Source organism: Lysobacter korlensis, from assembly GCF_042434515.1.
This window is the reverse complement of record NZ_JBHLTG010000012.1, coordinates 101,657-124,749: the sequence shown is the minus strand read 5'-3', so window position 1 is coordinate 124,749 and position 23,093 is coordinate 101,657. Positions and strand designations below refer to the sequence as shown.

Below are 23,093 nucleotides of genomic sequence, written 5' to 3'. Positions count from 1 at the left end.
TGATGTTCGAGCTCGGCGCGCGCCCGCATCCGCCGCGCGACCTGTACCGGGCATACCTGGAGCAGAGCGACGTGTTCGTCGGGATCTACTGGGAGAACTACGGCTGGGTGGCGCCGGGGGAGGACGTCTCCGGGCTCGAGGACGAGTTCAACCTGGCGCCGCCCACGATGCCACGGCTCATGTACATCAAGGAGACAGCGGGGGAGCGCGAGCCGCGGCTGCGCGCGCTGCTCGACCGCATCCGCAGCGACGACATGGCGTCCTTCAAGTACTTCGCGGACGCGTCCGAGCTGGGCGAGCTGCTGCAGGGCGACCTGGCGGTGTTGCTGGCGGAGCGCTTCGACCTCAGCAGGGCGTCGGCCGCGCACGCGCAGCCCGCCGAGCCGGCCGGGGTGCGTCAGCGGAGCATGCTCCCCGCCCCGCTGACCGAGTTGATCGGCCGGGACGATGAGGTGGCTCGCATCCACACGCTGCTCGCCCGGCCGGAGGTGCGGATGGTGACGCTGGTCGGGCCGGGCGGCATCGGCAAGAGCCGGCTCGCGATCGACGTCGCCGCAGGCGAGACCGCGGCGTTCCCCGGAGGCGTGGTGTTCGTGCCGCTCGCCCCGGTCGACGACGCAGCTCTGGTGCCGACCGCGATCGCACAGGCGCTGGGCGTGCGCGATGCGGGCGGGATGCCGCTGGAGGACAAGATCGTCACCGCGCTGCGGCACCGGCGGGCGCTGCTGGTGCTCGACAACTTCGAGCAGGTGCTGAGCGCTGCTCCGTTCGTGGTGGCGCTGCTGGAGGCCGCGCCTCAGCTGAAGGTGCTCGTCACCAGCCGGGCGCTGCTCAGGGTCGCTGGGGAGCACAGCTTCGAGGTGGGGCCGCTCGGGCTGCCGACCGGCCGTCGCTCCCGGCAGCTGCCCGCATCGGTGGCGCTCTTCGTGCAGCGTGCGCGCGCGGTGAAGCCGGATTTCGAGCTCACCCCGGAGAACCTGGGGGCGGTCGAGCGGATCTGCGTGGCGCTGGAGGGGGTGCCGCTCGCCCTGGAGCTGGCGGCCGCCCGGATCCGCATCCTCTCGCCCGCCGCGCTGCTCGAGCGGCTGGACCGGCAGCTGGCGCTGCTGGTCGGGGGCCGTCGGGATCTGCCGCCGCGCCAGCAGGCGCTGCGCAGCACCATCGAGTGGAGCACGCAGCTGCTCGGCGAGGAGGAGAAGGCGCTTCTCGCGACGCTCGGGGTCTTCGCCGGGCGCTTCTCCCTGGAGGCGGTCGAGCGGGTGGCCGCGGAAGAGACTTCGCCGGATGTGCTGATGTTGCTGGGCGGCCTCGTCGACAACAGTCTCGTCCGGCAGCACGACCGGAACGGCCGCACCTATTTCGTGCTGCTCGCCACAGTGCGCGAGTACGCGCTGGAGCAGCTCGAGGCGGCCGGCGCGCTTCGGACGTACCGTGACCGGCACGCGCGGTACTACACGGGGCTCGCCGAACTCATTGAGCCGGAGCTCGCCGGCTTCCGGCAGGCGGAGAGTGTCGCGCTGCTCCGCGACGAGAACGACAACCTGCGAGCCGCGGTCCGCCACCTGCTGGAGGTCCGCGACTGGGATGCCGCCGCGCGCTTCGCCCGGCGGCTCTTCCTCTACTGGTGGCTCGGCGGGCAGCTCGGCGAGGTGCGCGGCTGGATGGACGAGGTGCTCGAATCGGGCGACGCGCTGTCCGATGTCACGCGCGCGTTCGTGCTGTACACCAACAGCGTGGTGACGTACTGGCAGGGGCCCACCGAGCAGATCGTGCCGCAGCTGCTCGAGAGCGCAGCGCTCTACCGGCGCGCGGGCGACCGGTATGGGGAGGGGCATGCGACCACGTCGCTTGGGCTCGCCTTCCTGATCGCCTCCCCGGACCCCAAGCCGTCGGTGGAGGTGCTGCAGCGCAGTGCGGCGCTCTTCCGGGAAGACGGCACGCAGTGGGCCGAGGCAGTCGCGCTGGCGACGCTCGGGCGGCTGTATCTGCTGCATCAGAACCTGTCCGACGCGGTGCCGGTGCTCGAGGAAGCCCTGCGGCTGGCGCGGCTGAGCCGGAACGGGTTCGTCCTGACGATCGCGCTGAATCATCGAGCCTGGGCGCACCTCGCGGAGGGCGATGCTGATGCGGCGGAGCGGGTCGTGCTCCAGGCGCTGGACTACTCGCGTCGCGTCGGCCATCACGAGGGAGTGGCGTACGCGCTGGAGACGCTGCTCGGGGTCGCAGAGGCTCGTGGTGATGTGGAGCGGGCCGGCCTGCTGCTCGGCGCGGCGACGACCCTTCGGGAGCAGACCGGCTTCTTCCAGCCGCCGGCGTTCGCGTTCCACCAGCGTGTGCTCGATCGGCTGCGCGCGGGCGAGCACGCAGAGGTGTTCGAGCGCGGCGTCATCGCGGGGCGGATGCTCTCACCCGAGGAGGCGATCGGATCGACGACGGGGGCAGCCGTGAGCGGAGCGGTCGGATGACCACGGACCGGGTGCGCCGCTACACGTGGTGGCTGTCTCTGGTGCTGATCCCGTTCCTGATCGCGGCGAGCTTCCTGCTGTACGTGCTGCCGGGGAACACCGAGCAGCATTTCGCATGGACCATCGATCCGCCGCTCACGGCGCTCTTCCTCGGGTCGGCGTATGTCGGCGGCATCTGGTTCTTCGTGCGCGTGCTGACGGTCGGCCGGTGGCACCGCGTGAAGTACGGGTTCCCCGCGGTGCTGCTCTTCGCCACGCTGCTCACCGCCGCCACGTTCCTGCACTGGGACCGGTTCCACTTCGGGCACATCTCCTTCCTGACCTGGGTGACGCTGTACGTGACGACCCCGGTGCTCGTTGTGCTGGTGCTCGTGTGGAACTGGCGAGAGGACCCACGGACCCTGGAGGAGACCGACGTCGTGCTGCCGTGGGCGGTCCGCGTCGCCCTCGCTCTGCTCGGCGCTGCGGCGCTCGCCGCGGGCGTCACCCTGTTCCTCTTCCCGGCGGTCCTCGGCCCCCTCTGGGCGTGGGACCTGACGCCGCTGACGGGCCGCATCGTCGGCGCGGTGCTCACGCTCCCAGGGATGGTGAACCTGTGGCTGCTCGTCGACGCACGCTGGAGCGCGTTCCGCTGGATGTTCCAGGCGCAGCTGGTGAGTCTTCTGTTCATCCTCGGCGCCCTGGTGCTCGGCGGCGGCGACCTGCAGTGGTCGCGTCCCGCCGCGCCCCTCTTCGTGGCCGGCATTCTCGCCTCGGCAGTCGTCTACGTGCTCTTCTACCTCTGGAGCGAGCGGTCGCTTCGCCTGGCCGAGGCAAGATTGAGGGCATGACCGAGGCGCCTCATCCGAAGCTCGATGAACTGATCGCCGTGATGGAACGGCTCCGCGCTCCCGGTGGATGCGCGTGGGACCGGGCGCAGACGCACGAGACCTTGGTGCAGTACCTGGTCGAGGAGACCTACGAGCTGATCGACGCCATCGAGAGCGGTGACCGCGACGAGTTGGTCGAAGAGCTCGGCGACGTGCTCTACCAGGTGCTGTTCCACTCCGACATCGCGGCGGAGGAGGGCAGGTTCACGCTCGAGGACGTCGCGGCGCACATGACGGCGAAGATGGTCGGCCGTCACCCGCACGTGTTCGGCGACGCCACCGCCGACACGCCGGACGAGGTGATGGTGCGCTGGGAGCAGCTGAAGCAGGCAGAGAAGCCGGCCCGCACCAGCGTGCTGGACGGCATCCCGCGCGGAATGCCTGCGCTGGCGCTCGCGTCGAAGGTGATCGGCCGCGCCGGGAAGGTCGGGGTGACCGTCGAGGCGCAGCCCGACCCGTCGCACGCCGGCACGGAGGAGCAGCTCGGACGGCAGCTGCTCGCGCTCGTGGCGAGGTCCTCCGCCGCAGGTCTCGACGCTGAGCGGGCGCTGCGTTCCGCCATCCGCGCCCTCGGCGACGAGATCCGCGAGGCGGAGACCGCGGCTCCATCCCCGTCGTAGCCGGAGCTCGCGCCGAGGGAAGACTCCCGCTGGAACGGCGTACCCCCCACGACGTCGCGGCCCGGGCGAGGGCGAGGGCGAGAAGAAGGTGCCCCCTCCAACCCGAATGGAGGGGGCACCTCGGCTCAGCAGGCGAACAACCGCACTAGTGTGGGGGCCTACCAAACCCGGGACGGCGGCTTACCCAAGCGCCGGCCCCGTCGGGCGGAAGCATTGCATGCTTCGTAGAGTTGTGGTGGAGCCACGCCGACCAGTTCCGGGCAACCGGATCCTCTCAGCGGCGAGCAATCATAGGCACACGTCGCCGGATTTCTCAATCGAGCGGGGCGCTCCTCGCGTCACAATTCGGGGGACAGTTCCCGGTGGCCGGGGCACGTCGCCCGAACTGCCAGAATTGAGCCGTGGCAGCTCCCGTCAACCCGCCCCGTGGCATGCGCGACTTCCTGCCTGCGGAGAAGGCGCGGCGAGAGCGGATCCTCTCCGTGATCCGCGCGGCATACCGCGATCACGGCTTCGACGAGATCGAGACTCCCGTGATGGAGGACAGCGCCCGACTGCATGCCGGCCTCGGCGGCGACAACGAGAAGCTGGCGTTCGGCGTGCTGAAGCGGGGGCTCACGCGCGAGACGATCGCCGCGGCGCGGGAGCCGCTGGACCTCGTCGACCTGGGGCTGCGATTCGACCTCACCGTGCCGCTGGCTCGCTTCTATGCGACCCACCGGGCGGAGCTGCCGAGCGTGTTCCGCGCGATCCAGATCGCCCCGGTGTGGCGGGCCGAACGGCCCCAGAAGGGACGCTTCCGGCAGTTCGTGCAGTGCGACATCGACATCCTTGGGGAGCCGGGCGCGCTGGCCGAGATCGAGCTGATCACCGCCACCGCCGATGTGCTGGACCGGCTCGGCCTTCGCGAGTGCACCATCCGCATCAACGACCGGCGCATCCTCAGCCGCCTGCTCGCCGCGTGGGGCGTCCCCGCCGAGGTGCGGGAGCCGGCGCTGGTCACCCTCGACAAGCTGGACAAGATCGGCGTCGACGGTGTGGTCGCAGAGCTCGCCGAGCGCGAGTTCGGCGACGCGGAGCTCATCCGCGCCACGCTCCACGAGCTCGCCGCCCTCGGGGACGGCTGGTCACTGCTCGACGGGGAGGCCCCGGCGTGGCTGGACGGCGGCGTATACCGGGAGCTGCTCGAGCTGCGCGACGCGATCCCGTCGGCGAGGCTCGTGTTCTCGCCGGATCTGGTGCGCGGCATGGGCTATTACACCGGCACGATCTTCGAGGTCGCGCATCCCGACCTGCCGTATTCGCTCGGCGGCGGAGGCCGGTACGACGGGATGATCGGCCGGTTCCTCGGCACCGAGGTGCCTGCTGTCGGGTTCTCGCTCGGCTTCGAGCGGCTCGTCGAGCTGGTGGACCTCCCGCTCGAGTCGGCCGCCGATGCCGTCGCTCTCCTCCATGACGGCGCCGCCCCGGCGGCCCTCGCCCGCCTCAAGGCGGACCTCGTCCGGGCCGGTCACCGCGTGCGGCTGGCCAAGCGGGCGAAGACCGTGAAGACACAGCTCGAGCAGCTGGCGGGGGAGGGCTACACCCGCTTCGCGTTCGTCGGCCCCGACACTCAGGCGGCGGCCGATCTCGAGCTCCGCGACCTCACCTGACGTCAGTGGCGGTTCGCACGCGCGGTCTAGGATGATCCGCGGACTTCCACCAAACGACCAGTTCGAACGAAGGAGAGCCACTGTGGCCCTGATCGACGCCGTCAATGCCCGCGAGATCCTGGACTCCCGGGGCAACCCGACCGTCGAGGTCGAGGTGCTGCTGGATGACGGCACCGTCTCCCGCGCCGCCGTGCCGTCCGGCGCGTCCACCGGCGCCTTCGAGGCCTACGAGCTGCGCGACGGTGACGACGACCGCTACCTCGGCAAGGGTGTGCAGAAGGCCGTCTCCGCCGTGATCGACGAGCTCGGCCCCGCGATCGAGGGCTTCGAGGCCAGCGAGCAGCGCCTCATCGACGCGATCCTTATCGAGGTCGACGGCAGCGAGAACAAGAAGAACGTCGGCGCCAACGCGATCCTCGGCGTCAGCCTCGCCGTCGCGCGCGCGGCGGCCGACTCCGCCGACCTGCCGATCTTCCGCTACCTCGGCGGACCGAACGCGCACGTGCTGCCGGTGCCGATGCTGAACGTCATCAACGGCGGCGCGCACGCCGACACCAACGTCGACATCCAGGAATTCATGATCCTGCCGATCGGTGCGGAGACCTTCAGCGAGGGCCTGCGCTGGGGCGCGGAGACCTACCACGCGCTGAAGAGCCTCCTGAAGAGCAAGGGCCTCGCCACCGGCCTGGGCGACGAGGGCGGCTTCGCGCCGAGCCTCGACAGCAACCGGGCGGCGCTCGACCTGCTGGTCGAGGCCATCGGCAAGGCAGGCTTCACCGCGGGCGACGACATCGCGCTCGGCCTCGACGTCGCCGCCACCGAGTTCTTCGGAAACGGCTCGTACACCTTCGAGTCGACGAAGCGCAGCGCCGAGGAGATGATCGCCTACTACACCGAGCTGCTCGGGGCGTACCCGCTCGTCACGATCGAGGACCCGCTCTCCGAGGATGACTGGGACGGCTGGGCGCAGCTGACCTCCGAGCTGGGCTCCCGGGTGCAGATCGTCGGTGACGACCTCTTCGTCACCAACCCGAAGCGGCTCGAGGACGGCATCGGCCAGGGCGCCGCCAACTCGATCCTCGTCAAGGTGAACCAGATCGGCACGCTCACCGAGACGCTCGACGCGGTCAGCCTCGCGCAGCGCAGCGGCTACACGGCCGTGCTCTCGCACCGCTCCGGCGAGACCGAGGACACCACGATCGCCGACATCGCCGTGGGCACGAACGCCGGCCAGATCAAGACCGGCGCCCCGGCGCGAAGCGAGCGGGTGGCGAAGTACAACCAGCTGCTTCGTATCGAGGAGGAGCTGGGCGACGCGGCCGAGTACGCCGGTCGCAGCGCCTTCCCTCGTTTCCAGGGCTGAGTTCCGCGGCTGAGGTGTCGCGGGAGCGGCACGCACGAGCGTGACCTAGCATCGGAACATGGCTACCCGGCACCAGGTCGCAGAGCGTCCCGAGGCGGACGCCCACACCGGGTCCGCTGCCGGGAGCTGGCTGCGTGGTTTCCGGATGTCGGGGTTCACCCTCACCGTGCTGTTCCTGGTCATCGCCGGACTCGTGGTCCTGGCTCCATCGCTGAAGGTGCTGGTGGAGCAGCGGGCGCAGATCGCAGAGCTGGAGCGGGAAAAGGCGGAGGCGGAGCGCACCGTGGCGCAGCTGCAGGAGGAGGTCGACCGCTGGAGCGACCCGTCCTTCCTCAAAGCGCAGGCCCGCGATCGGCTGCTGTACGCGTTCCCCGGCGACATCACCTACCTCGTCATCGATGACGCGCTTCCGACACAGGAGGGAGATGGGCTTCCCATCTCCGACGAGATCCAGACCGGGCAGGTGGACTGGGTGCGCTCGGTGGTCGGCTCCGTGATGAGTGCCGGACTGAGCGATCCGGAGCCGCAGCCGGCAGAGAGCGAAGAAGCGGCAGAGTCCGAGAACCAATGACCAGGCCCCCCTTCGCGCCGCCGACGGCGGCCGAGATCGAGGCCGTGTCCCGCCAGCTGGGTCGGCCGGCCCGCGGCGTGCTCGGCATCGCAGCCCGCTGCGTGTGCGGCGCGCCGACCGTCGTGGCCACGCGGCCGCGACTGGACGACGGCACCCCGTTCCCGACGCTGTACTACCTCACCCACCCGGCGGCCACCGCCGCGCTGTCGACGCTCGAGGCGGAGGGCCACATGCCGCAGCTCGCGGCACTGCTCGAGGGTGACGTGGCCGACGCCTACGCCCGGGCGCACCAGGCCTACCTCGACGACCGCGAATCCATCAACCACGTGCCGGAGATCGCGGGCATCTCCGCGGGCGGCATGCCGGGGCGTGTGAAGTGCCTGCACGCCCTGGCGGCGCACTCCCTCGCGGCCGGGCCGGGCCTCAATCCCATCGGGGACCTCGCGCTGGAGCGCGCCGACTGGAGCCCGGAGATCTGCGAGTGCCTTGAGCCCTTCCCAGCCGGAACCGGGGCTGAGGAACCGGCATGACCAGGCTCCGCGCCGCCGCGGCCACCGTGCTGGTCGCCGCGCTGCTGGCGGGCACGCCCGCGACGGCAGCGGCGGACGTCATCAGGGACCTCGAATACTGGCTCGATGACTACGGCATCCGCGAGGCGTGGAACACCACGACGGGCGAGGGGGTGAAGATCGCGATCATCGACACCGGCGTCGACTCGAGCCATCCGGACCTCGCCGGCGCCGTGGTCGGCGGCGCTGACTTCTCCGGAGTCGGCTCGCCCGACGGGCAGCGACCGGTCGGCACGGCGAGCAGCAGCCACGGCACCATGGTCGCGTCACTCGCGGCCGGCCGCGGCGTCGGCTCCCAGGGCCTGGACGGGGTGCTGGGCGTCGCGCCGTCCGCATCCGTGCAGTCCATCTCCATCGGCTTCGGTGAGGGCTCCGTCGACTCCGACGATCAGATCGCGAACGCCGTTCGCTGGGCCGTCGACAACGGTGCCGATGTCATCAACATGTCGCTCACCCGGAACACCCTCGACTGGCCGGAGAGCTGGGACGACGCGTTCCTGTACGCCATGGAAGAGGACGTGGTGATCGTCGCGGCCGCCGGCAATCGCGGCAGCGGCACGGTTGTCGTCGGAGCGCCCGCCACCATGCCGGGGGTGCTGACCGTCGGAGGCGTGAACCGGTTCGGGGAGGCCAGCTGGGACGCGTCGAGCCAGGGCGTCACCATCGGGGTCGCGGCCCCCAGTGAAGAGCTCGTCGGCGCACTGCCCGGCGGCGGGTACGCCACCTGGAGCGGAACGAGCGGGGCGACGCCGATCGTGGCCGGTGTGGTGGCGCTCGTCCGCGCAGCGTATCCAGACCTCGACGCCGCCAACGTCATCCACCGGGTCACCGCCACGGCGCGTGACGTCGGACCTCCGGGACCGGATTTCACCTACGGGCGCGGACTGATCGACGCGGCGGCCGCGGTGGCCGCCGAGGTGGAGCCCGTCACGGCCAACCCGATGGGGGATCTGGCGGATTGGATCCGCATCTACCGCCGTGCGGATGCCGTGCCGACGGCGACGGCGGCGCCGACCGCACCGCCCGAGAGCTCTGCCCCGCCCCCCGAGCGGACCCTCGCCGGGACCCTCTACCCGACGCTGAATCAGCTCCAGTTCGTCGGCATCCCGCTGCTGGTCCTGACCGGCTTCTCGACCCTGCTGATCGTGCTTCTGATGCGGGCGGTCAGGCAATTCGGAATGGCGCGGCGCACGCGGTAGATTTGCACGCGACTTCATCGAGCTAGGAGATCCTCCATCGTGCCCAAGATCCTCATCGTCGGCGGCGGCTACGCCGGCTTCTACACCGCTCTGAAGCTCGAGAAGTGGCTGCGTCCCGGAGAGGCGCAGGTGACGATGGTGGACCCGCTGCCGTACATGACGTACCAGCCGTTCCTGCCGGAGGTCGCCGCCGGGAGCATCGAGCCCCGGCACGCGGTCGTCTCACAGCGCCGGCACCTGAAGTACACCAACGTGATCACCGCGAAGGTCACCGAGATCAACCACGCCACCAAGACGGCGACGATCACTCCCGAGGTGGGGGACCCGTGGCTCGAGGAGTACGACCAGGTGGTCGTCACCGCCGGATCCGTCTCTCGGACCTTCCCGATCCCGGGCGTTGCGGACGAAGCAATCGGCCTGAAGAACATCGAAGAGGCCATCGCGGTGCGGGACCGCATCCTCACGAACTTCGCGAAGGCCGCCAACCTGCCCGCCGGCCGGGAGCGTGACCGGCTGCTCACCTTCGTGGTGGTCGGCGGCGGCTTCGCCGGCATCGAGGTGTTCGGCGAGATGCGCAGCCTCGCGAGCGCGCTGCTGCGGTACTACCCGAACCTCACCTTCGACGACACCACCTTCCACCTCATCGAGGCGATGGGCCGGATCATGCCGGAGGTGTCGCACAAGACCAGCCTCTGGGTGCTGAAGAACCTCGCCCAGCGCGGCGCCCAGGTGCACCTCGACACCCAGCTCACGAGCGCAGTCGGTGGCGTCATCGAGCTCTCCACCGGCGAGACGTTCGAGTCGGACACCATCGTGTGGACCGCGGGCGTCATGGCCAACCCGGTGCTGCGCAACACCGACCTCCCCACCGAGGAGCGGGGCCGGCTGCGGGTGCAGGCGGACCTGCGTGTGGTCAACGAGGACGGCTCCATCGTGCCGGATGCCTGGGGCGCCGGCGATGTCGCCGCCGTTCCGGACCTCACCGGCAAGGGCGTCGGCGGCTATACCGTGCCGAACGCGCAGCACGCCGTCCGTCAAGGCAAGCTGCTCGCGAAGAACATCGCCGGTTCCCTCCGGGGGGAGGCTCCGGCGGAGTACTACCACGAGAACCTCGGCGCCGTGGCGAGCTTCGGACTCGGCGAGGGCGTGTTCCAGAGCGGCAAGATCGCCATCAAGGGGCTCCCGGCCTGGTTCATGCACCGCGGTTACCACGGCCTCGCGATCCCGATGTGGGAGCGCAAGATCCGCGTCTTCACGAACTGGATCCTGAACTTCTTCCTCCGCCGCGACATCGTGTCGATCGCAGCACGCGAGCAGCCGCGCGTCGCCTTCGAGACCTTCGCGTCGCGGCCCCGCCCCGCCGCTCCCGAGGCCGCGGCGGCACCCCAAGAGCCAGCGCGCGTGAAAGTCAGCGCCCGCTCCTGAGCCCCGCTCACGTCCGACCCGGTCATTGAGCCTGTCGAAAAGATTCCACACGTTTCTGTCCTCATCCCTTCGACGAACTCAGGGACTGTGTACGCGGTGACCGGGGACCGCGGGCTTCGTCGATAGGCTGTGCGGCGCGCCCCCGTAGCCCAATCGGCAGAGGCAGGCGACTTAAAATCGCCGCAGTGTGGGTTCGAGTCCCACCGGGGGCACCGAGCCGACAGCCGCGCGGAGTGGAGCCCCACCGGGGTGCGCGTCCGTCGGTCGTCGATCGGGATGCGACCATGGATGTCGTGCTCCGCGATCGCCGTCTCGACGTCCTCCGCGGCGGACTGATCCTTTCCGTGGTCTTCGGGCACCTCCTGGAGACGCACGGCGGCTGGGGCTGGGCCGATCCGCCGCAGCGGGCCCTCCTGACGGTGCTCTACGCGTTCCACATGCCGGCGTTCGTCTTCCTTACCGGGATCCACGCCAAAGCGGACCAGGTGCCGCTGCGGATCGCCAGGCTGGTGTCCGTCCTCGTGGTGTTCCAGGTGCTGTTCCTCGCGTTCGGGTGGCTGATCGGCCACCCCATCGCCAACTGGTACTCGCCGTACTGGGTGCTCTGGTACGTGATGGCGATGATCTGGTGGCAGGCACTGATGCCGCTCATCGCCCGCTTCCCGCGCGCCGCTCTGCTCACCTCGGTCGTGGTCGCCGTCGCCGTCGGCATCGTCGACGTTCACGGCAACTGGTTCGCCTTCTCCCGGGCGGCCGTGTTCCTGCCGTTCTTCATCGCCGGGTACATCTGGGGGAAGCGGGCCATGATCGCGCTCCCGACGGCTCCGGCCGGCGCCAAGGCAGCCGTGGGAGGCGCGTTCCTCGTGGGTGTCGCGGTGATCTTCGCGGCGAACGGCGACCCGCACTGGCTGTTCGGCAACTGGGGCTATCAGCAGCTCGGCGTCGCCGTCGTGCCCGGCGCGATCGGTCGCATCGGGGTGATGGCCGTGGCCGCGACCGGCGTCGTCGCCCTGCTGATGCTGGCGCCGGCGCGGATGCCCGTGCTGGAGCGGCCCGGTCGTCACAGCCTCGCAGTGTTCCTCTTCCATGTCTTCGCCGTCGAGCTGTACGCCGTCGCGTTGGGCGCCTGGGGTGGCGAAGCGCCCGCCGCGGTCGCGGTCACCGTCGCATTCCTGACTGCCGTCGTGCTGACCGCGCTGTTCTCGGCGCGGGTCTTCGAACGCGGATGCCGGATTGTGTTCCGCCTTCCCGAGCTCCGTCCCCGGCGCATCCCGGTGCCCCGCGCCTGACGCCCCCCTTTCGCGGTGTTCCGCTCGGCTCGGAATGTCCTCCATAATGAGGACACCTGCGGGACTTTCCCCGAGTCCCGCCCGGACCCACCGTGAACCGGGCTGCTTACCCCTTGGCCCGGGTCGTGGTGCCGAATGAGTTCAGGAACCCGACCATGACCTTTCCCGACAAGTCCCCTCGGCACGCCCATGCCGGGAACAGCTCGAGGCAGCGCATCATCACGCGCGTGCTGGTGACGCTGTCGATCCTGTTCGCCATCGCGGCCATCTACATGGGCTACCTCGGCGTCCAGGCGCTCCTGAGCTGGTGACTGCTCACGCTCCATGAGCAACGGATGCGCCCCACAGCGTAGAGCGAACGGATGGCGGATGTGCCGCTCGCCCTCAGCGCTCACCCCCTCCGCGCAGAGCCCGCTCCCCGTATAGTTTCCGGTATGGAATGGCTCATCATCGTCGGCGTGCTGGTGCTGCTCGTCGTCATCGTCGGCATCTACCTCTGGTCGACGTACAACTCGCTGGTGACCCTCGGCGTGCGGGTCGACGAGGCCTGGAGCGACATCACCGTGCAGCTCAAACGCAGGGCCGACCTGATCCCGAACATCATCGAGGCCGTGAAGGGCTATGCGGCGCACGAGAAGCAGGTGTTCGAGAACGTCACGCGCGCTCGTGCCGAGACACTGACAGCGACGACGCCGGTCGAGGCGTCGATGGCTGAGAACCACATGCAGCAGGCGCTGAAGAGCGTGTTCGCGGTCGCCGAGGCGTACCCGCAGCTGCAGGCCAGCCAGAATTTCCTGCAGCTGCAGTCGGAGCTCGTCGACACCGAGGACAAGATTCAGGCCGCCCGGCGGTTCTACAACGGCGGGGTCCGCGACCTCAACACGAAGATCAAGACGTTCCCGAACACGCTGTTCGTCCGGAACCTCGGATTCACCGAGCGCGAGTTCTTCGAGGTGGACGAGCCGGCTGCGATCGCCGAGCCGCCGCGAGTCCAGTTCTAGCGCTCCGCCCAACGGGCCGGGTGATCTGACATGTACAGCGCGATCGCGAAGAACAAGCGCAACACCGTCTTCATCATCCTGCTGTTCATCCTGATCATCGGCGCGCTCGGCCTCGTCGCGAATTGGTACTACGGCGACGGCAGCTGGACCATCTTCATCGGCACGCTCATCGGTGCGACGGCGTATGCGGTGTTCCAGTACTTCGCTGCCGGCCGCCAGGCGGTGGCCATGAGCGGCGCCAGGGAGATCGGCAAGGCCGACAACCCGCGGTTGTACCGGATCGTGGAGAACCTCTCGATCACGCTGGGCATGCCGATGCCGAAGGTCTACATCGTCGACGACCCGGCGCCGAACGCGTTCGCGACCGGCCGCGACCCGGAGCACGCCGTCGTCGCGGCGACCACGGGACTGCTCGAGATCATGACCGACTCGGAACTCGAGGGCGTGATGGCGCACGAGATGGGGCACGTCAAGAACTACGACATCCGGGTCACGACGATGGTCTTCGGGCTCGTCGTGGCCGTCGGCCTGATCTCGGAGATCCTGCTCCGGATGTCGTTCTTCTCGCGCGGCAATCGCAACAACGGCGGGAACCCGATCATCCTCATCCTCGGGCTTGCGGCGATGATCATCGCCCCGATCGTCGCGACCGTGGTGCAGGCGGCGATCTCCCGCCAGCGCGAATACCTTGCCGACGCCACGGGCGCCCTCACGACCCGGCACCCGGAAGCGCTGGCGAGCGCACTGCACAAGCTGGGGGAGTACGGCCGCCCGCTGCGCAAGCAGCACTCGACGATGGCCCACATGTGGATCTCCGACCCCACGCGCCCCGGCATCGTCGACCGCCTGTTCTCGACCCACCCGCCGATCCCGGACCGCGTCCGTCGGCTGCTGGAGAACTCCCGACGGTTCTAGGCGCGGAGCCTCGCCAGAATCGCCTCCGCGACGGCGACCGCCGAGTCGCGCGGTGCGATCTCGTAGTCGTACGCCGCGGGAGCGTCCTGCTCGGCCGCGCGCGTCGTGACGCGGACCCAGCTGTGGCCAACCGCGAGATCGGCGGAGCACGACTGCACAGCCATGGTCTCCCGGCAGTTCACCATCAGCCGGTCGTCGCCCTGCAACCCATCCACCTCGACGACTTCGGCGTCGGCGTCGGCGGATGGGAACGCCCAGTCCCCGCCGGACAGCCAGCTCACGATGCCCACCCCGCTATCGGCTGAGCTGAACAGGAGCTGGCACGGCATCGCGTCCAGGCGTTTCCAGGATGCGGCCTCGAGGCTCCATCCCCCCATGTTCCGGCCTGCGACGAGCGGAGTCGCGGTGCCGAAGATGCCCGTGAGCGTCTCGCCGTCGATGAGCTGCTCGCATCGACCGGCGATCGGGAGGGTGTCTGCCGGCGGTTCCCACGACGTCTCTCGGTCGGCCGCCGAGGTCACTGCGGACTGGACCGCGTCGAACAGCGGGCCGGCCGTGGGGAGCGCGGCTGCGCTCCCGCCGTCCGTCCGGACGCCGATCGCCCGCACATTCAGCCAGCGGTCGCCGAGCATGATCTCCCGGAGGCATGTGACTGCCCCGTCGCCGCCGGCGTCGTGGCACTGCTCGCCGTCCCCGAGACCGTTCGTGTCGTCCGCGGTCGCGTCCGTGAGGAGCAGTACGTGCAGCGCCACGTGGTCGGGATTCGTCGCCCCAGAATCGTCGTACTCCGGCGTTCCGTTGCTCCAGTGGCAGTTGAGGCCGCCGAGCTGCGGCAGGGCGTATGCGAGCGGACCCTCTCCGGCACTCAGGTCGGCGAAGGGCTGTCCGGACGGCTCGACGGCGTCGGTGAGCGCCGCATCGATGGCGCCGGGATCAGCGAGGTCCGCGCACGCCAGATCCAGCGCCGGTTCCGGCGCCGTGTGGGCGGCCGGTGTCGGCGTCGGGGTTGGAGTCGCGCTCGGAGTCGTGTCCGCGGTTGCACCGGGCGTGGGGGTGGCGGCCGTCGGCGCGCACCCCGCCAAGAGCAGAGCGAGACCCGCGATCGGGGCGACCTGTCGGGGTGAGATCACCAGCTCATGGTGGCCGATGTTGTGGTCCGGAACGCGCCGCCACGCCCCAGGCGGGCTTTGGTCGACGCCCGCGGAGTCGTTCACCGACCGACCGGTCGGTATGTGTGCGAGCATGGGTTTCATGGACATGCGCGAACGGATCCTGGCCGAGACCCGGCGGCTCACCCTGCACCACGGTGTCGTCCCCTCACTCAACACGGTCGCGGATGCGGCGGGCGTCTCGAAAGGCGGGCTGATCCACCATTTCCCCACGCGCGCCGCGCTGGTGGATGGACTCGCTCAGCAGGCGCTGGCCGACGTCGACCTGGCCATGACTGCGGCGGCCCGAGCCGGAACGGCGGCCTCCGCATGGCTCCGTCTGTCGGTGCCTGTCGGTGAGGACCTCGAGGTGTTCCGCGCCATGGCGATCGCGCACCACGCCCTCGGTGAACCAGGCACGGTCACCGTCCAGGCCGCGACCGAGGCGATCCGGCGCTGGGAGCGTCTGATCGCCGAGGAGATCGGCGATCGCGTGCTGGCTCGCATCATCCGGCTCGTCGGTGACGGTCTCGCCATGAATGCGCTGGTGGGCACGGCTGATCGCGATTCCGGGCAGGAGCTCGACGAGCTGGTGGAACGGCTGGTGGCGCAGCGCCGGGGGCAGGGCGCATGACCGCCGGCCTGCTCTGGGGGATCGCAGGGCTCGCGGCACTGGACGCGTTCAATCCGGCCACGATCGTGACCGTCACCCTCATCCTGCTGGCTGCACCCCGCCGGGCGGGATCGGCGGCGCTCGCGGCGATTCTCGGTGCGGCGCTGGCGGTGATGACGCTGGGGACGGTGCTCTACCTCAGCGCGGGAGCCGCCGCGGACGCGATCGGCGGGGTTCTGCTGGGGCTGCGCTTCGTGGCATTCGGTGCCGCGGCCATCGCTCTCGCCTTCGCCGGGATCCGGCGGCTGCGGGATCGGCGTCGAACGCCGATCGAGCTGCCCGTGTGGTTCCGTCCGCTGACCGCGCTGCCCCTCGGCGTGCTGGTCACGTCGGCGGATCTGCCGAACGCCTTCCCCTATTTCGTCGCCATCGAACGGCTGGTGGACGCCGGCGTCCCGACCTCGCAGGGGTTGCTGATCCTCGTCGGCTACACCGTCGTGTATTGCGTCCCCTGTCTGGTGCTGCTCGTCGTCGGGCTGGCCGCGCGCGAGCGCACCCGCGCGTGGCTGCAGTCCCTGGTGACCCGCTTCAGCCGGGGAACGGTCCGGCGCTCCGTCCCGATCGCGATCACGCTGATGCTCGCGGCCGTGGCTGTGGGGAGTATTCCGTTCTGGATTCCATAGCCGTCCGTGCGCTGCTAGCCGGCCGCTTCGCCGCTCAACCGGCTCGGCTCCGTCCTCATCGCGGCGGCGAGCGCGTCGGCGAGGTTCCCCCGATCCATCACCTCGACGCTGTCGAGGCCCTGCCAGGCCCGTGTCTCGTGGAGCAGCGGCGCGATCCGCTCCACGATCTCGTCGCCGACGCCGTCCTCGCGCCAGGCGGACTGGACCCGCAGCACCCGCGCTTGCCGATCGCTCTTCAGATCGATGCGGCCGACGATCCGGTCGTCCATCAGCACCGGAAGCGTGTAGTACCCGAAGACCCGCTTCGGTGCGGGGGTGTAGATCTCGATCCGGTAGTGGAAGTCGAAGAAGCGCAGGGCACGGTCGCGTTCCCACACCACCGGGTCGAACGGCGACAGCAGCGCCGTCGTCTCGATGCGGCGGGGGATGCGGGCGCCGCGGTGCAGGAAGGCGGGCTGCTTCCATCCCGGCACGGACACCGGAGCCAGCTCTCCGGCGTCGACCAGCTCCGTGATCGCCGTCTTGGCATCCGCGGTCGGCAGCCGGAAATAATCCGCCAGATCCTTCACGGTGCCGATCCCGTGCGCCGTCGCCGCGTGCCGGATCAGCTCGCGGATCGCATCCGGTCGCGGCAGCGCGACGTCGAGCGCGCCAGGAGGGAGCACCTGCTCAGCGAGGCCGTAGCGGCGCTCGAACCTGGTGCGGCCGGCGGAGAAGATCTCGCCCCAGCGGAACAGCACCTCGAGGCCGATCTTCACATCCGACCAGCCCCACCACGGGCCGGAGCGCTTGTTGGCGTCGTGCTCGATCCCACTGGCCGCCATGGGTCCGTTCTCGGCGAGCTCCGCGCGCAGCCAGTCGAGCATCGGCCGGTTGGCGTGCGACCAGGAGTCCGGGTCGTCGTTCGAGCGCTTGCGGAACGCCTCCATCTTCCAGCGGAAGAGCGGCAGCCACTCGACCGGCACGATCGCGGCCTCGTGTGCCCAGTACTCGAAGTACCGCGCGCGCGGACCGGCGCCCTGGAAGGTGAGCCGGTCGAGGTCGGCTTTGTCGTAGGCACCAAGTCGCGCGAACACGGGCAGGTAGTGGCTGCGCTCGAAGACGTTGACCGAGTCCAGCTGGAGCACGCCGAGAGACCGGATGAGCGAGTTCAGCTGACGCGTGCCGACGGTCGCCGGCCTTGCGCGGCCGAAACCCTGCGCGGCCAGCGCGATCCGGCGCGCCTGCGCGGGGGAGAGGGAGTCGGGCATCGCTTCAACCGTAGCGACCGCTGCCGACACTCCCGCGGAACTCCGCGAGTTCTCGGCCCCTAAACTGACTCCGTGATGCTTACCCGCACCCGACTGCAACGCCGAGAGCCGCGTCCCGCGCCCGTCGTCGCACCTCGGCCTGCCGCGGACGGCGCGGTCCCGGTCGGGATGCGCATCGCGGGAGCCTGGTCCTGGCGCATCCTCGCCATCGCCGGTGTGGTCGGCCTGCTCGTCTTCCTGGTCATCCAGCTCCGCTACATCGTCATCCCGCTGCTCGTCGCGGTGCTGATCTCGGCGCTGCTGGTGCCGCTCGTGCAGTTCCTGCGCCGCCACCGCTGGCCGAAGTGGCTGGCGGTGACCGTCGCCATGGTGGGGCTGCTGGCGATCGTGAGCGGGCTCATCTTCCTCGTGGTCACCCAGATCACCTCCGACTTCCCGCGGCTGCGTGACCGGACCGTCGAACGGATCGAGGAATTCCGCGAGTACCTCGTCACGTCGCCGCTCGCCATCAGCGAGGCGGAGCTCAACCAGTACCTGGCGCAGGGCTGGGAGGCGCTGCAGCGCGACACCGGGGCACTGCTCACCGGCGCCGCCTCGGTCGGCTCCACCGCCGGACACTTCCTGGCCGGCCTGCTGCTGGCCCTGTTCGCGACACTGTTCATCCTGATCGACGGCCGCGGCATCTGGAACTGGACCGTCCGCCTGTTCCCGAGACGCGCGCGTCGAGCGGTCAACGGGTCGGGCGAGGCCGGCTGGCTGACCCTCACCACGTTCGTCAAGGTGCAGATCTTCGTCGCCGCGGTCGACGCAGTGGGCATCGCGCTCGTCGCGTTCTTCCTGGGGCTGCCGCTCGTCATCCCGATCGCCGTCATGGTCTTCCTCGGCTCGTTCGTGCCGATCGTCGGCGCCGTCGTGACCGGCAGCGTCGCCGTGTTCATCGCGCTGATCTATCAGGGGCCGGTCGCCGCCCTGGTCATGCTCGGCGGGGTGCTCCTCGTGCAGCAGCTCGAGGGCCACGTGCTCCAGCCGCTGATCATGGGCACCGCGGTCAAGGTGCATCCGCTCGCCGTCGTCGTCGCGGTGGCGGCGGGCGGCTTCATCGCCGGCATCCCGGGAACGCTGTTCGCGGTGCCGATCGTCGCGGTGCTGAACGTGATGGTGAAATACATCGCGTCGGGCGCGTGGCGCGAGAATCCACACCCGGTGCTCGACGACGTCGTGTCCGACTCTGGAAGGCGGAAATCGGATGTCTGAGACGATCCTCGCGGGGCCGTCGCTGGAGGCGATGGAGGCGGCGCGGGAACTGGTGTCGAAGGTCATCCACGTCACGCCGATGGAGACCTCGAACTTCCTCGCCGAGGTCGTCGGCAGCCCGGTGTACCTGAAGTGCGAGAACCTGCAGCGCACCGGCTCCTACAAGATCCGCGGGGCCTACAACCGGCTGGCGACCCTCTCGGCTGAGGAGAAGGCCCGCGGGGTCGTCGCGGCATCCGCCGGCAATCACGCGCAGGGCGTCGCATTCGCGGCGCGGGAGCTCGGCATCAAGGCGACGATCTTCATGCCGATCGGTGTCGCCCTGCCCAAGCTGCAGGCGACCAAGTGGTACGGCGCCGAGGTGGTGCTGCGCGGGCACACCGTGGATGAGCCGCTCCGTGCCGCGGCGGCGCTCGCCGCGGAGACCGGTGCGGTGCTGATCCCGCCGTTCGACCACCCGGATGTCGTCGCCGGACAGGGCACGCTCGGCCTGGAGATCCTCGACCAGGTGCCGGACCTCGACACGGTGATCGTGCCGATCGGCGGCGGCGGCCTCATCTCGGGCGTCGCCAGCGCCATCAAGCAGCGGGCGCAGCTGTCGGGCCGGGAGGTGCGGGTCATCGGCGTGCAGGCCGCGAACGCCGCGCCGTACCCGGTGTCGCTCGAGCAGGGTCAGCCGGTCGAGATCGCCATCACGCCGACCATCGCCGACGGCATCGCGGTCAGCAAGCCGGGGGCACTGAACTTCCAGATCATCCAGCACGCGGTGGACGACGTCGTCACCGTCGACGACGGTGAGACCGCCAAAGCGCTGCTGGTGCTGCTGGAGCGGGCGAAGCTCGTCGTCGAGCCCGCCGGCGCGGTGGGCGTCGCGGCGCTGCTGTCCGGCAAGGTCCTCGGCCAGCTCGGCAAGACGGTCATCATCCTCAGCGGCGGCAACATCGACCCGCTGGTGATGGAGCGCGTCATCAGCCACGGACTCTCCGCGTCGGAACGGTATCTGAAGCTGCGCATCCCGTTGCCGGACCGTCCGGGCCAGCTCGCCCGCACCGCGCAGATCGTCGCCGAAGCGAACGCCAACGTCGTCGAGGTGCTGCACACCCGTCACGGCAGCGGCATGCACATCAGCCAGGTCGAGCTGGAGCTGCACATCGAGACGCGCGGCCCCGAGCACGCCGAACTGGTGCTGGCGAAGCTGCGCGCCGCCGGCTACAGCCCGCGCGTGGACTTCTGAGCCAGGTCGCTCGATTCGACCCGCGCTGGCGCGCTGCGCGCCGGCGAAGCCGGCTCAGCCCTCGTAGGTCTCGACCTTCAGCACCTCGACGGTGATCTCGCGGCCGTTCGGGGCGATGTAGCTGGCCTTCTCGCCGACCTTGAGTCCGACGATGGCCTCACCGAGCGGGCTCTGCTCGCTGTAGACGTCGAGGTCGCTGTCGCCGGCGATCTCGCGGCTGCCGAGCAGGAAGACGCTCTCGTCGCCCTGGATGCTGGCGGTCACCACGGTCCCGGGCTCGACGACGCCCGAGCTCTCCGGCGCTTCGCCGACGGTTGCGGAGCGCAGCAGTGCGGTCAGCTCGCTGATGCGCGCCTCGATCTTGCCCTGCTCTTCCTTCGCGGCGTGGTAGCCGCCGTTCTCCTTGAGGTCGCCTTCATCGCGCGCCGCCTCGATGCGCTTCGCGATCTCGATCCGGCCGGGGCCGCTCAGCTGTTCGAGCTCGGCGGAAAGACGGTCGTAGGCCTTCTGGGTCAGCCATGGGGTCGCTGTGTTCGACATGGTGCTCCTCACGCAATGAGACCGGTCGGTCCGACCGGTCTCGTGATGAATTCGCTAGCTTACGTCAGCCAGCAGCGGTAGATCAAGCCGGTCTCGGCCCGCTCGGTGGTGCGCAGCTGCTCGGTGAACAGCCTCGTGCGCTGCTCGCTCGGCGGCACATCCACCACCTTCCAGCCCACCACGCCGTACCGCGCGTTCAGCGCCTGCACCGCGCACTTCGCCGGTGTTCCGGGTTCGACCGTGAGCCGCCACTGGACCGTCACCGTGCGGTCGTCGACCACCTCGTAGGCGGCGTCGCGCGCCTCGAGCTGCGCCGCGGGGGAGGAGAGCCCGCCCCACCAGAGCCACGCGCCGAACACGACCACGAAGGCCGCCGCGGTGACGACGAACCACCACCGATTCCGTCTGCGGTCGACAGGTCCGCGGCCGTAGCGCCCAGCGAGCTCGTCCTCCGAGTCCACGGCGGGGGTGCGGACCGTCACGGGTGCCCTCCTCGCACAATAGGGTGGTTCCAGGCTATTCCGTCCGACAGGAGATGATGTGCTTCGCCTGCTCGCCGTCCATGCCCATCCCGACGACGAGTCGAGCAAGGGCGCCGGAACCTTCGCGTGGTACCGCAGCCGCGGTGCCGGCGTGATGGTGGTCAGCTGCACCGGCGGCGAGCGCGGTGGCGTGCTCAATCCGGCGCTGGATCCGCGCACTCATCCGGATCGCGACATGGGCGGGTTCCGCCGCGGGGAGATGGAGCGCGCACGCGACGTGCTCGGCATCGAGCACCGCTGGCTCGGCTACCACGATTCCGGTCTCCCGCCGGAGGGTGTGCCCGTCCCTGCCAACAGTTTCGGCGCGATCCCCGCAGAGATCTCCGCGCGGCCGCTGGTGAAGATCATCCGCGAATACCGGCCGCACGTGATGATCACCTACGACGAGAACGGCGGATACCCCCACCCCGACCACATCCGCACGCACCGGATCTCGGTGCTGGCCTTCGATGCCGCCGCCGACCCGGACCGCTACCCGGGGACCGGCGAGCCATGGCAGGTCTCGAAGCTGTACTACGACCGGATCTTCAACGCCGACCGGGTGAACGCGGTGCACGAAGCCATGTCGCACGCGGACCCGCCGCATCCCGGCCTCGCGGGCTTCGCCGAGCTCGTCGAATGGATGAAGGAGCGCCGTCACAACGTGACGACTCGGGTGCCGTGCGGTGACTTCTTCGACGTGCGGGACCAGGCGCTTCGCTGCCACGCCAGCCAGGTCGCAGCGGATGACCGGTTCTTCTTCTGGCCGAACGACCTGCAGCGCTCCGCCTGGCCGTTCGAGGACTTCGAGCTGGTGCGCAGCCTCGTCGACACCGATCTGCCGGAGGACGATCTCTTCGCCGGGATCGCCGATGCGGAGGAATCCCGATGATTCCCGCCATGCTGCATCTCGTGCCGGCGCAGGGCGGTTCCACGCCCGATCCCGACACCGTCACGCCCGGCGTCGTCGGCTTCCTCGCGATCCTCTTCCTCGCGGTGGCGACCATCCTCCTCGTCCTCGACATGCTCCGCCGGGTGCGGCGCACCCGCTACCGCGGCGAGGTGCGCGAGCAGCTCGAGCGCGAGCGCGCCGCCTCTCGCGAACCTCAGGAACCGCACGACAGCGCGAAGTCCGACGACGGATCGAACGCCGACTGATCGTCGCGGCGCTCAGCCGTGGAGCGGCGGATCGACTGCGACGAGCAGGATGCCGGTCCAGTGGCAGAGGAACGCCAGCACCGTGAGCGTGTGGAAGATCTCGTGGAAGCCGAAGTGCCCGGGCACGGGGTTCGGGCGCTTCATCCCGTACACCACCGCGCCGATCGTGTACATCAGGCCGCCGGCGATCACGAGCACCATCGTCACGACGTTCGCCTGGAACAGGTCGGCGATGTACATCACCGCCGCCCACCCGAGCAGCACGTAGAGCGGCACGTACAGCCAGCGCGGCGCAGTGATCCAGAACACCCGGAACCCGATGCCGAGCAGCGCCCCCGACCAGACGAGGGTCAGCAGCAGCACTGCGCGGTCCATCGACAGGCAGAGCACCGAGATCGGGGTGTAGGTGCCCGCGATGAGCAGGAAGATGTTGGCGTGGTCCAAGCGCTTGAGGGTGCGCTTGACCCCGGCGCTCCAGTCGAAGCGGTGGTAGATCGCCGACGTGCCGAACATCAGCAGCGAGGTGAAGGCGAACACCCCCGACGACCACTTCGCGGCCGCGCCATCCGCGACGACGACCAGGAGCACGCCGGCCACCAACGCGAGTGGCGCCGTCACCGCGTGGATCCACCCACGCCAGGTCGGCTTCTGCTCGACCTTCTCGTAGTCGAGCGACTCCTCGAGCAGCGGAACGTTCGGCAGCTCGGAGGCCGGTTCGCGGTCGGTGTTCGTCGAGCTCCGGTCAGCGGCCATG

24 protein-coding genes and 1 tRNA gene are annotated in these 23,093 nt (G+C 69.8%); 20 read left to right on the top strand and 5 right to left on the bottom strand.

Going from position 1 to position 23,093, the window contains the following annotated elements; all coding sequences use genetic code 11:
* The 14 genes from ACFFGH_RS31285 to ACFFGH_RS31220 form a co-directional block, all read left to right on the top strand.
* Positions 1-2,465: DUF4062 domain-containing protein (locus tag ACFFGH_RS31285; protein ID WP_386676268.1), on the top strand; the 2,465-nt coding region annotated here is incomplete at its 5' end.
* Positions 2,462-3,295: a hypothetical protein gene (locus ACFFGH_RS31280; protein WP_386676266.1), complete on the top strand. Its 834-nt coding sequence runs from the start codon at positions 2,462-2,464 to the stop codon at positions 3,293-3,295. The genes ACFFGH_RS31285 and ACFFGH_RS31280, both read left to right, overlap by 4 nt.
* Positions 3,292-3,954 (top strand): nucleoside triphosphate pyrophosphohydrolase, encoded by a 663-nt coding sequence (gene mazG / locus ACFFGH_RS31275; protein WP_386676264.1) that lies wholly within the window; start codon positions 3,292-3,294, stop codon positions 3,952-3,954. Before ACFFGH_RS31280 ends, mazG begins: the two co-directional genes overlap by 4 nt.
* Before the next feature lie 401 nt (positions 3,955-4,355).
* Complete coding sequence (hisS, locus tag ACFFGH_RS31270) at positions 4,356-5,606, top strand: histidine--tRNA ligase (protein ID WP_386676262.1); 1,251 nt, start codon at positions 4,356-4,358, stop codon at positions 5,604-5,606.
* An 82-nt stretch (positions 5,607-5,688) separates the two neighbouring features.
* Positions 5,689-6,969, top strand: a complete 1,281-nt coding sequence (gene eno / locus ACFFGH_RS31265; protein WP_386676260.1) for a phosphopyruvate hydratase — start codon at positions 5,689-5,691, stop codon at positions 6,967-6,969.
* Positions 6,970-7,027: 58 nt separating this feature from the next.
* A complete protein-coding gene (locus ACFFGH_RS31260) occupies positions 7,028-7,540 on the top strand; it encodes an FtsB family cell division protein (protein WP_386676258.1) in 513 nt (170 codons plus the stop codon).
* Positions 7,537-8,070 carry a DUF501 domain-containing protein gene (locus ACFFGH_RS31255; protein WP_386676256.1) on the top strand — a complete coding sequence of 178 codons (534 nt, stop codon included), beginning with the start codon at positions 7,537-7,539 and terminating at the stop codon, positions 8,068-8,070. The genes ACFFGH_RS31260 and ACFFGH_RS31255 overlap by 4 nt, the downstream gene beginning before the upstream one ends.
* Entirely contained in the window at positions 8,067-9,308 is a 1,242-nt protein-coding gene (locus ACFFGH_RS31250; protein WP_386676254.1) for a S8 family peptidase, read from the top strand. Before ACFFGH_RS31255 ends, ACFFGH_RS31250 begins: the two co-directional genes overlap by 4 nt.
* Before the next feature lie 39 nt (positions 9,309-9,347).
* Positions 9,348-10,733: an NAD(P)/FAD-dependent oxidoreductase gene (locus tag ACFFGH_RS31245; RefSeq protein WP_386676252.1), complete on the top strand. Its 1,386-nt coding sequence runs from the start codon at positions 9,348-9,350 to the stop codon at positions 10,731-10,733.
* Positions 10,734-10,871: 138 nt separating this feature from the next.
* A tRNA-Leu gene (locus tag ACFFGH_RS31240) sits at positions 10,872-10,945 on the top strand.
* Between the two features lie 72 nt (positions 10,946-11,017).
* Positions 11,018-12,022 (top strand): acyltransferase family protein, encoded by a 1,005-nt coding sequence (locus tag ACFFGH_RS31235; RefSeq protein WP_386676250.1) that lies wholly within the window; start codon positions 11,018-11,020, stop codon positions 12,020-12,022.
* A gap of 155 nt (positions 12,023-12,177) precedes the next feature.
* Complete coding sequence (locus ACFFGH_RS31230; RefSeq protein WP_386676249.1) at positions 12,178-12,333, top strand: hypothetical protein; 156 nt, start codon at positions 12,178-12,180, stop codon at positions 12,331-12,333.
* A 123-nt stretch (positions 12,334-12,456) separates the two neighbouring features.
* Positions 12,457-13,023: a LemA family protein gene (locus tag ACFFGH_RS31225; protein ID WP_386676247.1), complete on the top strand. Its 567-nt coding sequence runs from the start codon at positions 12,457-12,459 to the stop codon at positions 13,021-13,023.
* A 30-nt stretch (positions 13,024-13,053) separates the two neighbouring features.
* Positions 13,054-13,938 carry a M48 family metallopeptidase gene (locus ACFFGH_RS31220; RefSeq protein ID WP_386676245.1) on the top strand — a complete coding sequence of 295 codons (885 nt, stop codon included), beginning with the start codon at positions 13,054-13,056 and terminating at the stop codon, positions 13,936-13,938.
* On the opposite strand, the gene ACFFGH_RS31215 is transcribed toward ACFFGH_RS31220, so the two are convergent.
* On the bottom strand, positions 13,935-15,197 hold the full coding sequence (locus ACFFGH_RS31215; protein WP_386676243.1) for a hypothetical protein: 1,263 nt from the start codon (positions 15,195-15,197) through the stop codon (positions 13,935-13,937). The two genes, ACFFGH_RS31220 and ACFFGH_RS31215, sit on opposite strands and share 4 nt — an antisense overlap.
* Here ACFFGH_RS31215 and ACFFGH_RS31210 point away from each other — a divergent pair.
* Positions 15,190-15,720, top strand: a complete 531-nt coding sequence (locus ACFFGH_RS31210; protein ID WP_386676241.1) for a TetR/AcrR family transcriptional regulator — start codon at positions 15,190-15,192, stop codon at positions 15,718-15,720. The genes ACFFGH_RS31215 and ACFFGH_RS31210 overlap by 8 nt on opposite strands.
* Positions 15,717-16,382, top strand: a complete 666-nt coding sequence (locus ACFFGH_RS31205; RefSeq protein ID WP_386676239.1) for a GAP family protein — start codon at positions 15,717-15,719, stop codon at positions 16,380-16,382. The genes ACFFGH_RS31210 and ACFFGH_RS31205 overlap by 4 nt, the downstream gene beginning before the upstream one ends.
* Positions 16,383-16,396: 14 nt before the next feature.
* Here ACFFGH_RS31205 and ACFFGH_RS31200 read toward each other — a convergent pair whose 3' ends face one another.
* Entirely contained in the window at positions 16,397-17,632 is a 1,236-nt protein-coding gene (locus tag ACFFGH_RS31200; protein WP_386676237.1) for a winged helix-turn-helix domain-containing protein, read from the bottom strand.
* A 75-nt stretch (positions 17,633-17,707) separates the two neighbouring features.
* On the opposite strand from ACFFGH_RS31200, the gene ACFFGH_RS31195 reads away from it, so the two are divergent.
* Both ACFFGH_RS31195 and ilvA read left to right on the top strand, forming a co-directional pair.
* On the top strand, positions 17,708-18,886 hold the full coding sequence (locus ACFFGH_RS31195; protein ID WP_386676235.1) for an AI-2E family transporter: 1,179 nt from the start codon (positions 17,708-17,710) through the stop codon (positions 18,884-18,886).
* A complete protein-coding gene (gene ilvA / locus ACFFGH_RS31190; protein ID WP_386676233.1) occupies positions 18,879-20,120 on the top strand; it encodes a threonine ammonia-lyase in 1,242 nt (413 codons plus the stop codon). Before ACFFGH_RS31195 ends, ilvA begins: the two co-directional genes overlap by 8 nt.
* A gap of 54 nt (positions 20,121-20,174) precedes the next feature.
* Here ilvA and greA read toward each other — a convergent pair whose 3' ends face one another.
* Both greA and ACFFGH_RS31180 read right to left on the bottom strand, forming a co-directional pair.
* Positions 20,175-20,660 (bottom strand): transcription elongation factor GreA, encoded by a 486-nt coding sequence (gene greA, locus ACFFGH_RS31185; protein ID WP_386676231.1) that lies wholly within the window; start codon positions 20,658-20,660, stop codon positions 20,175-20,177.
* A 59-nt stretch (positions 20,661-20,719) separates the two neighbouring features.
* The gene (locus ACFFGH_RS31180) at positions 20,720-21,142 is read right to left on the bottom strand and encodes a DUF4307 domain-containing protein (protein ID WP_386676229.1); all 423 of its coding nucleotides are present in this window, start codon (positions 21,140-21,142) and stop codon (positions 20,720-20,722) included.
* 58 nt (positions 21,143-21,200) lie between these two features.
* Here ACFFGH_RS31180 and mca point away from each other — a divergent pair, with 58 nt between their 5' ends.
* Both mca and ACFFGH_RS31170 read left to right on the top strand, forming a co-directional pair.
* On the top strand, positions 21,201-22,073 hold the full coding sequence (gene mca / locus ACFFGH_RS31175; protein ID WP_386676227.1) for a mycothiol conjugate amidase Mca: 873 nt from the start codon (positions 21,201-21,203) through the stop codon (positions 22,071-22,073).
* Complete coding sequence (locus ACFFGH_RS31170) at positions 22,070-22,339, top strand: hypothetical protein (protein ID WP_386676225.1); 270 nt, start codon at positions 22,070-22,072, stop codon at positions 22,337-22,339. The genes mca and ACFFGH_RS31170 overlap by 4 nt, the downstream gene beginning before the upstream one ends.
* A gap of 12 nt (positions 22,340-22,351) precedes the next feature.
* On the opposite strand, the gene trhA is transcribed toward ACFFGH_RS31170, so the two are convergent.
* Positions 22,352-23,092: a PAQR family membrane homeostasis protein TrhA gene (trhA, locus tag ACFFGH_RS31165; RefSeq protein ID WP_386676223.1), complete on the bottom strand. Its 741-nt coding sequence runs from the start codon at positions 23,090-23,092 to the stop codon at positions 22,352-22,354.
* Position 23,093 lies beyond the last annotated feature (1 nt).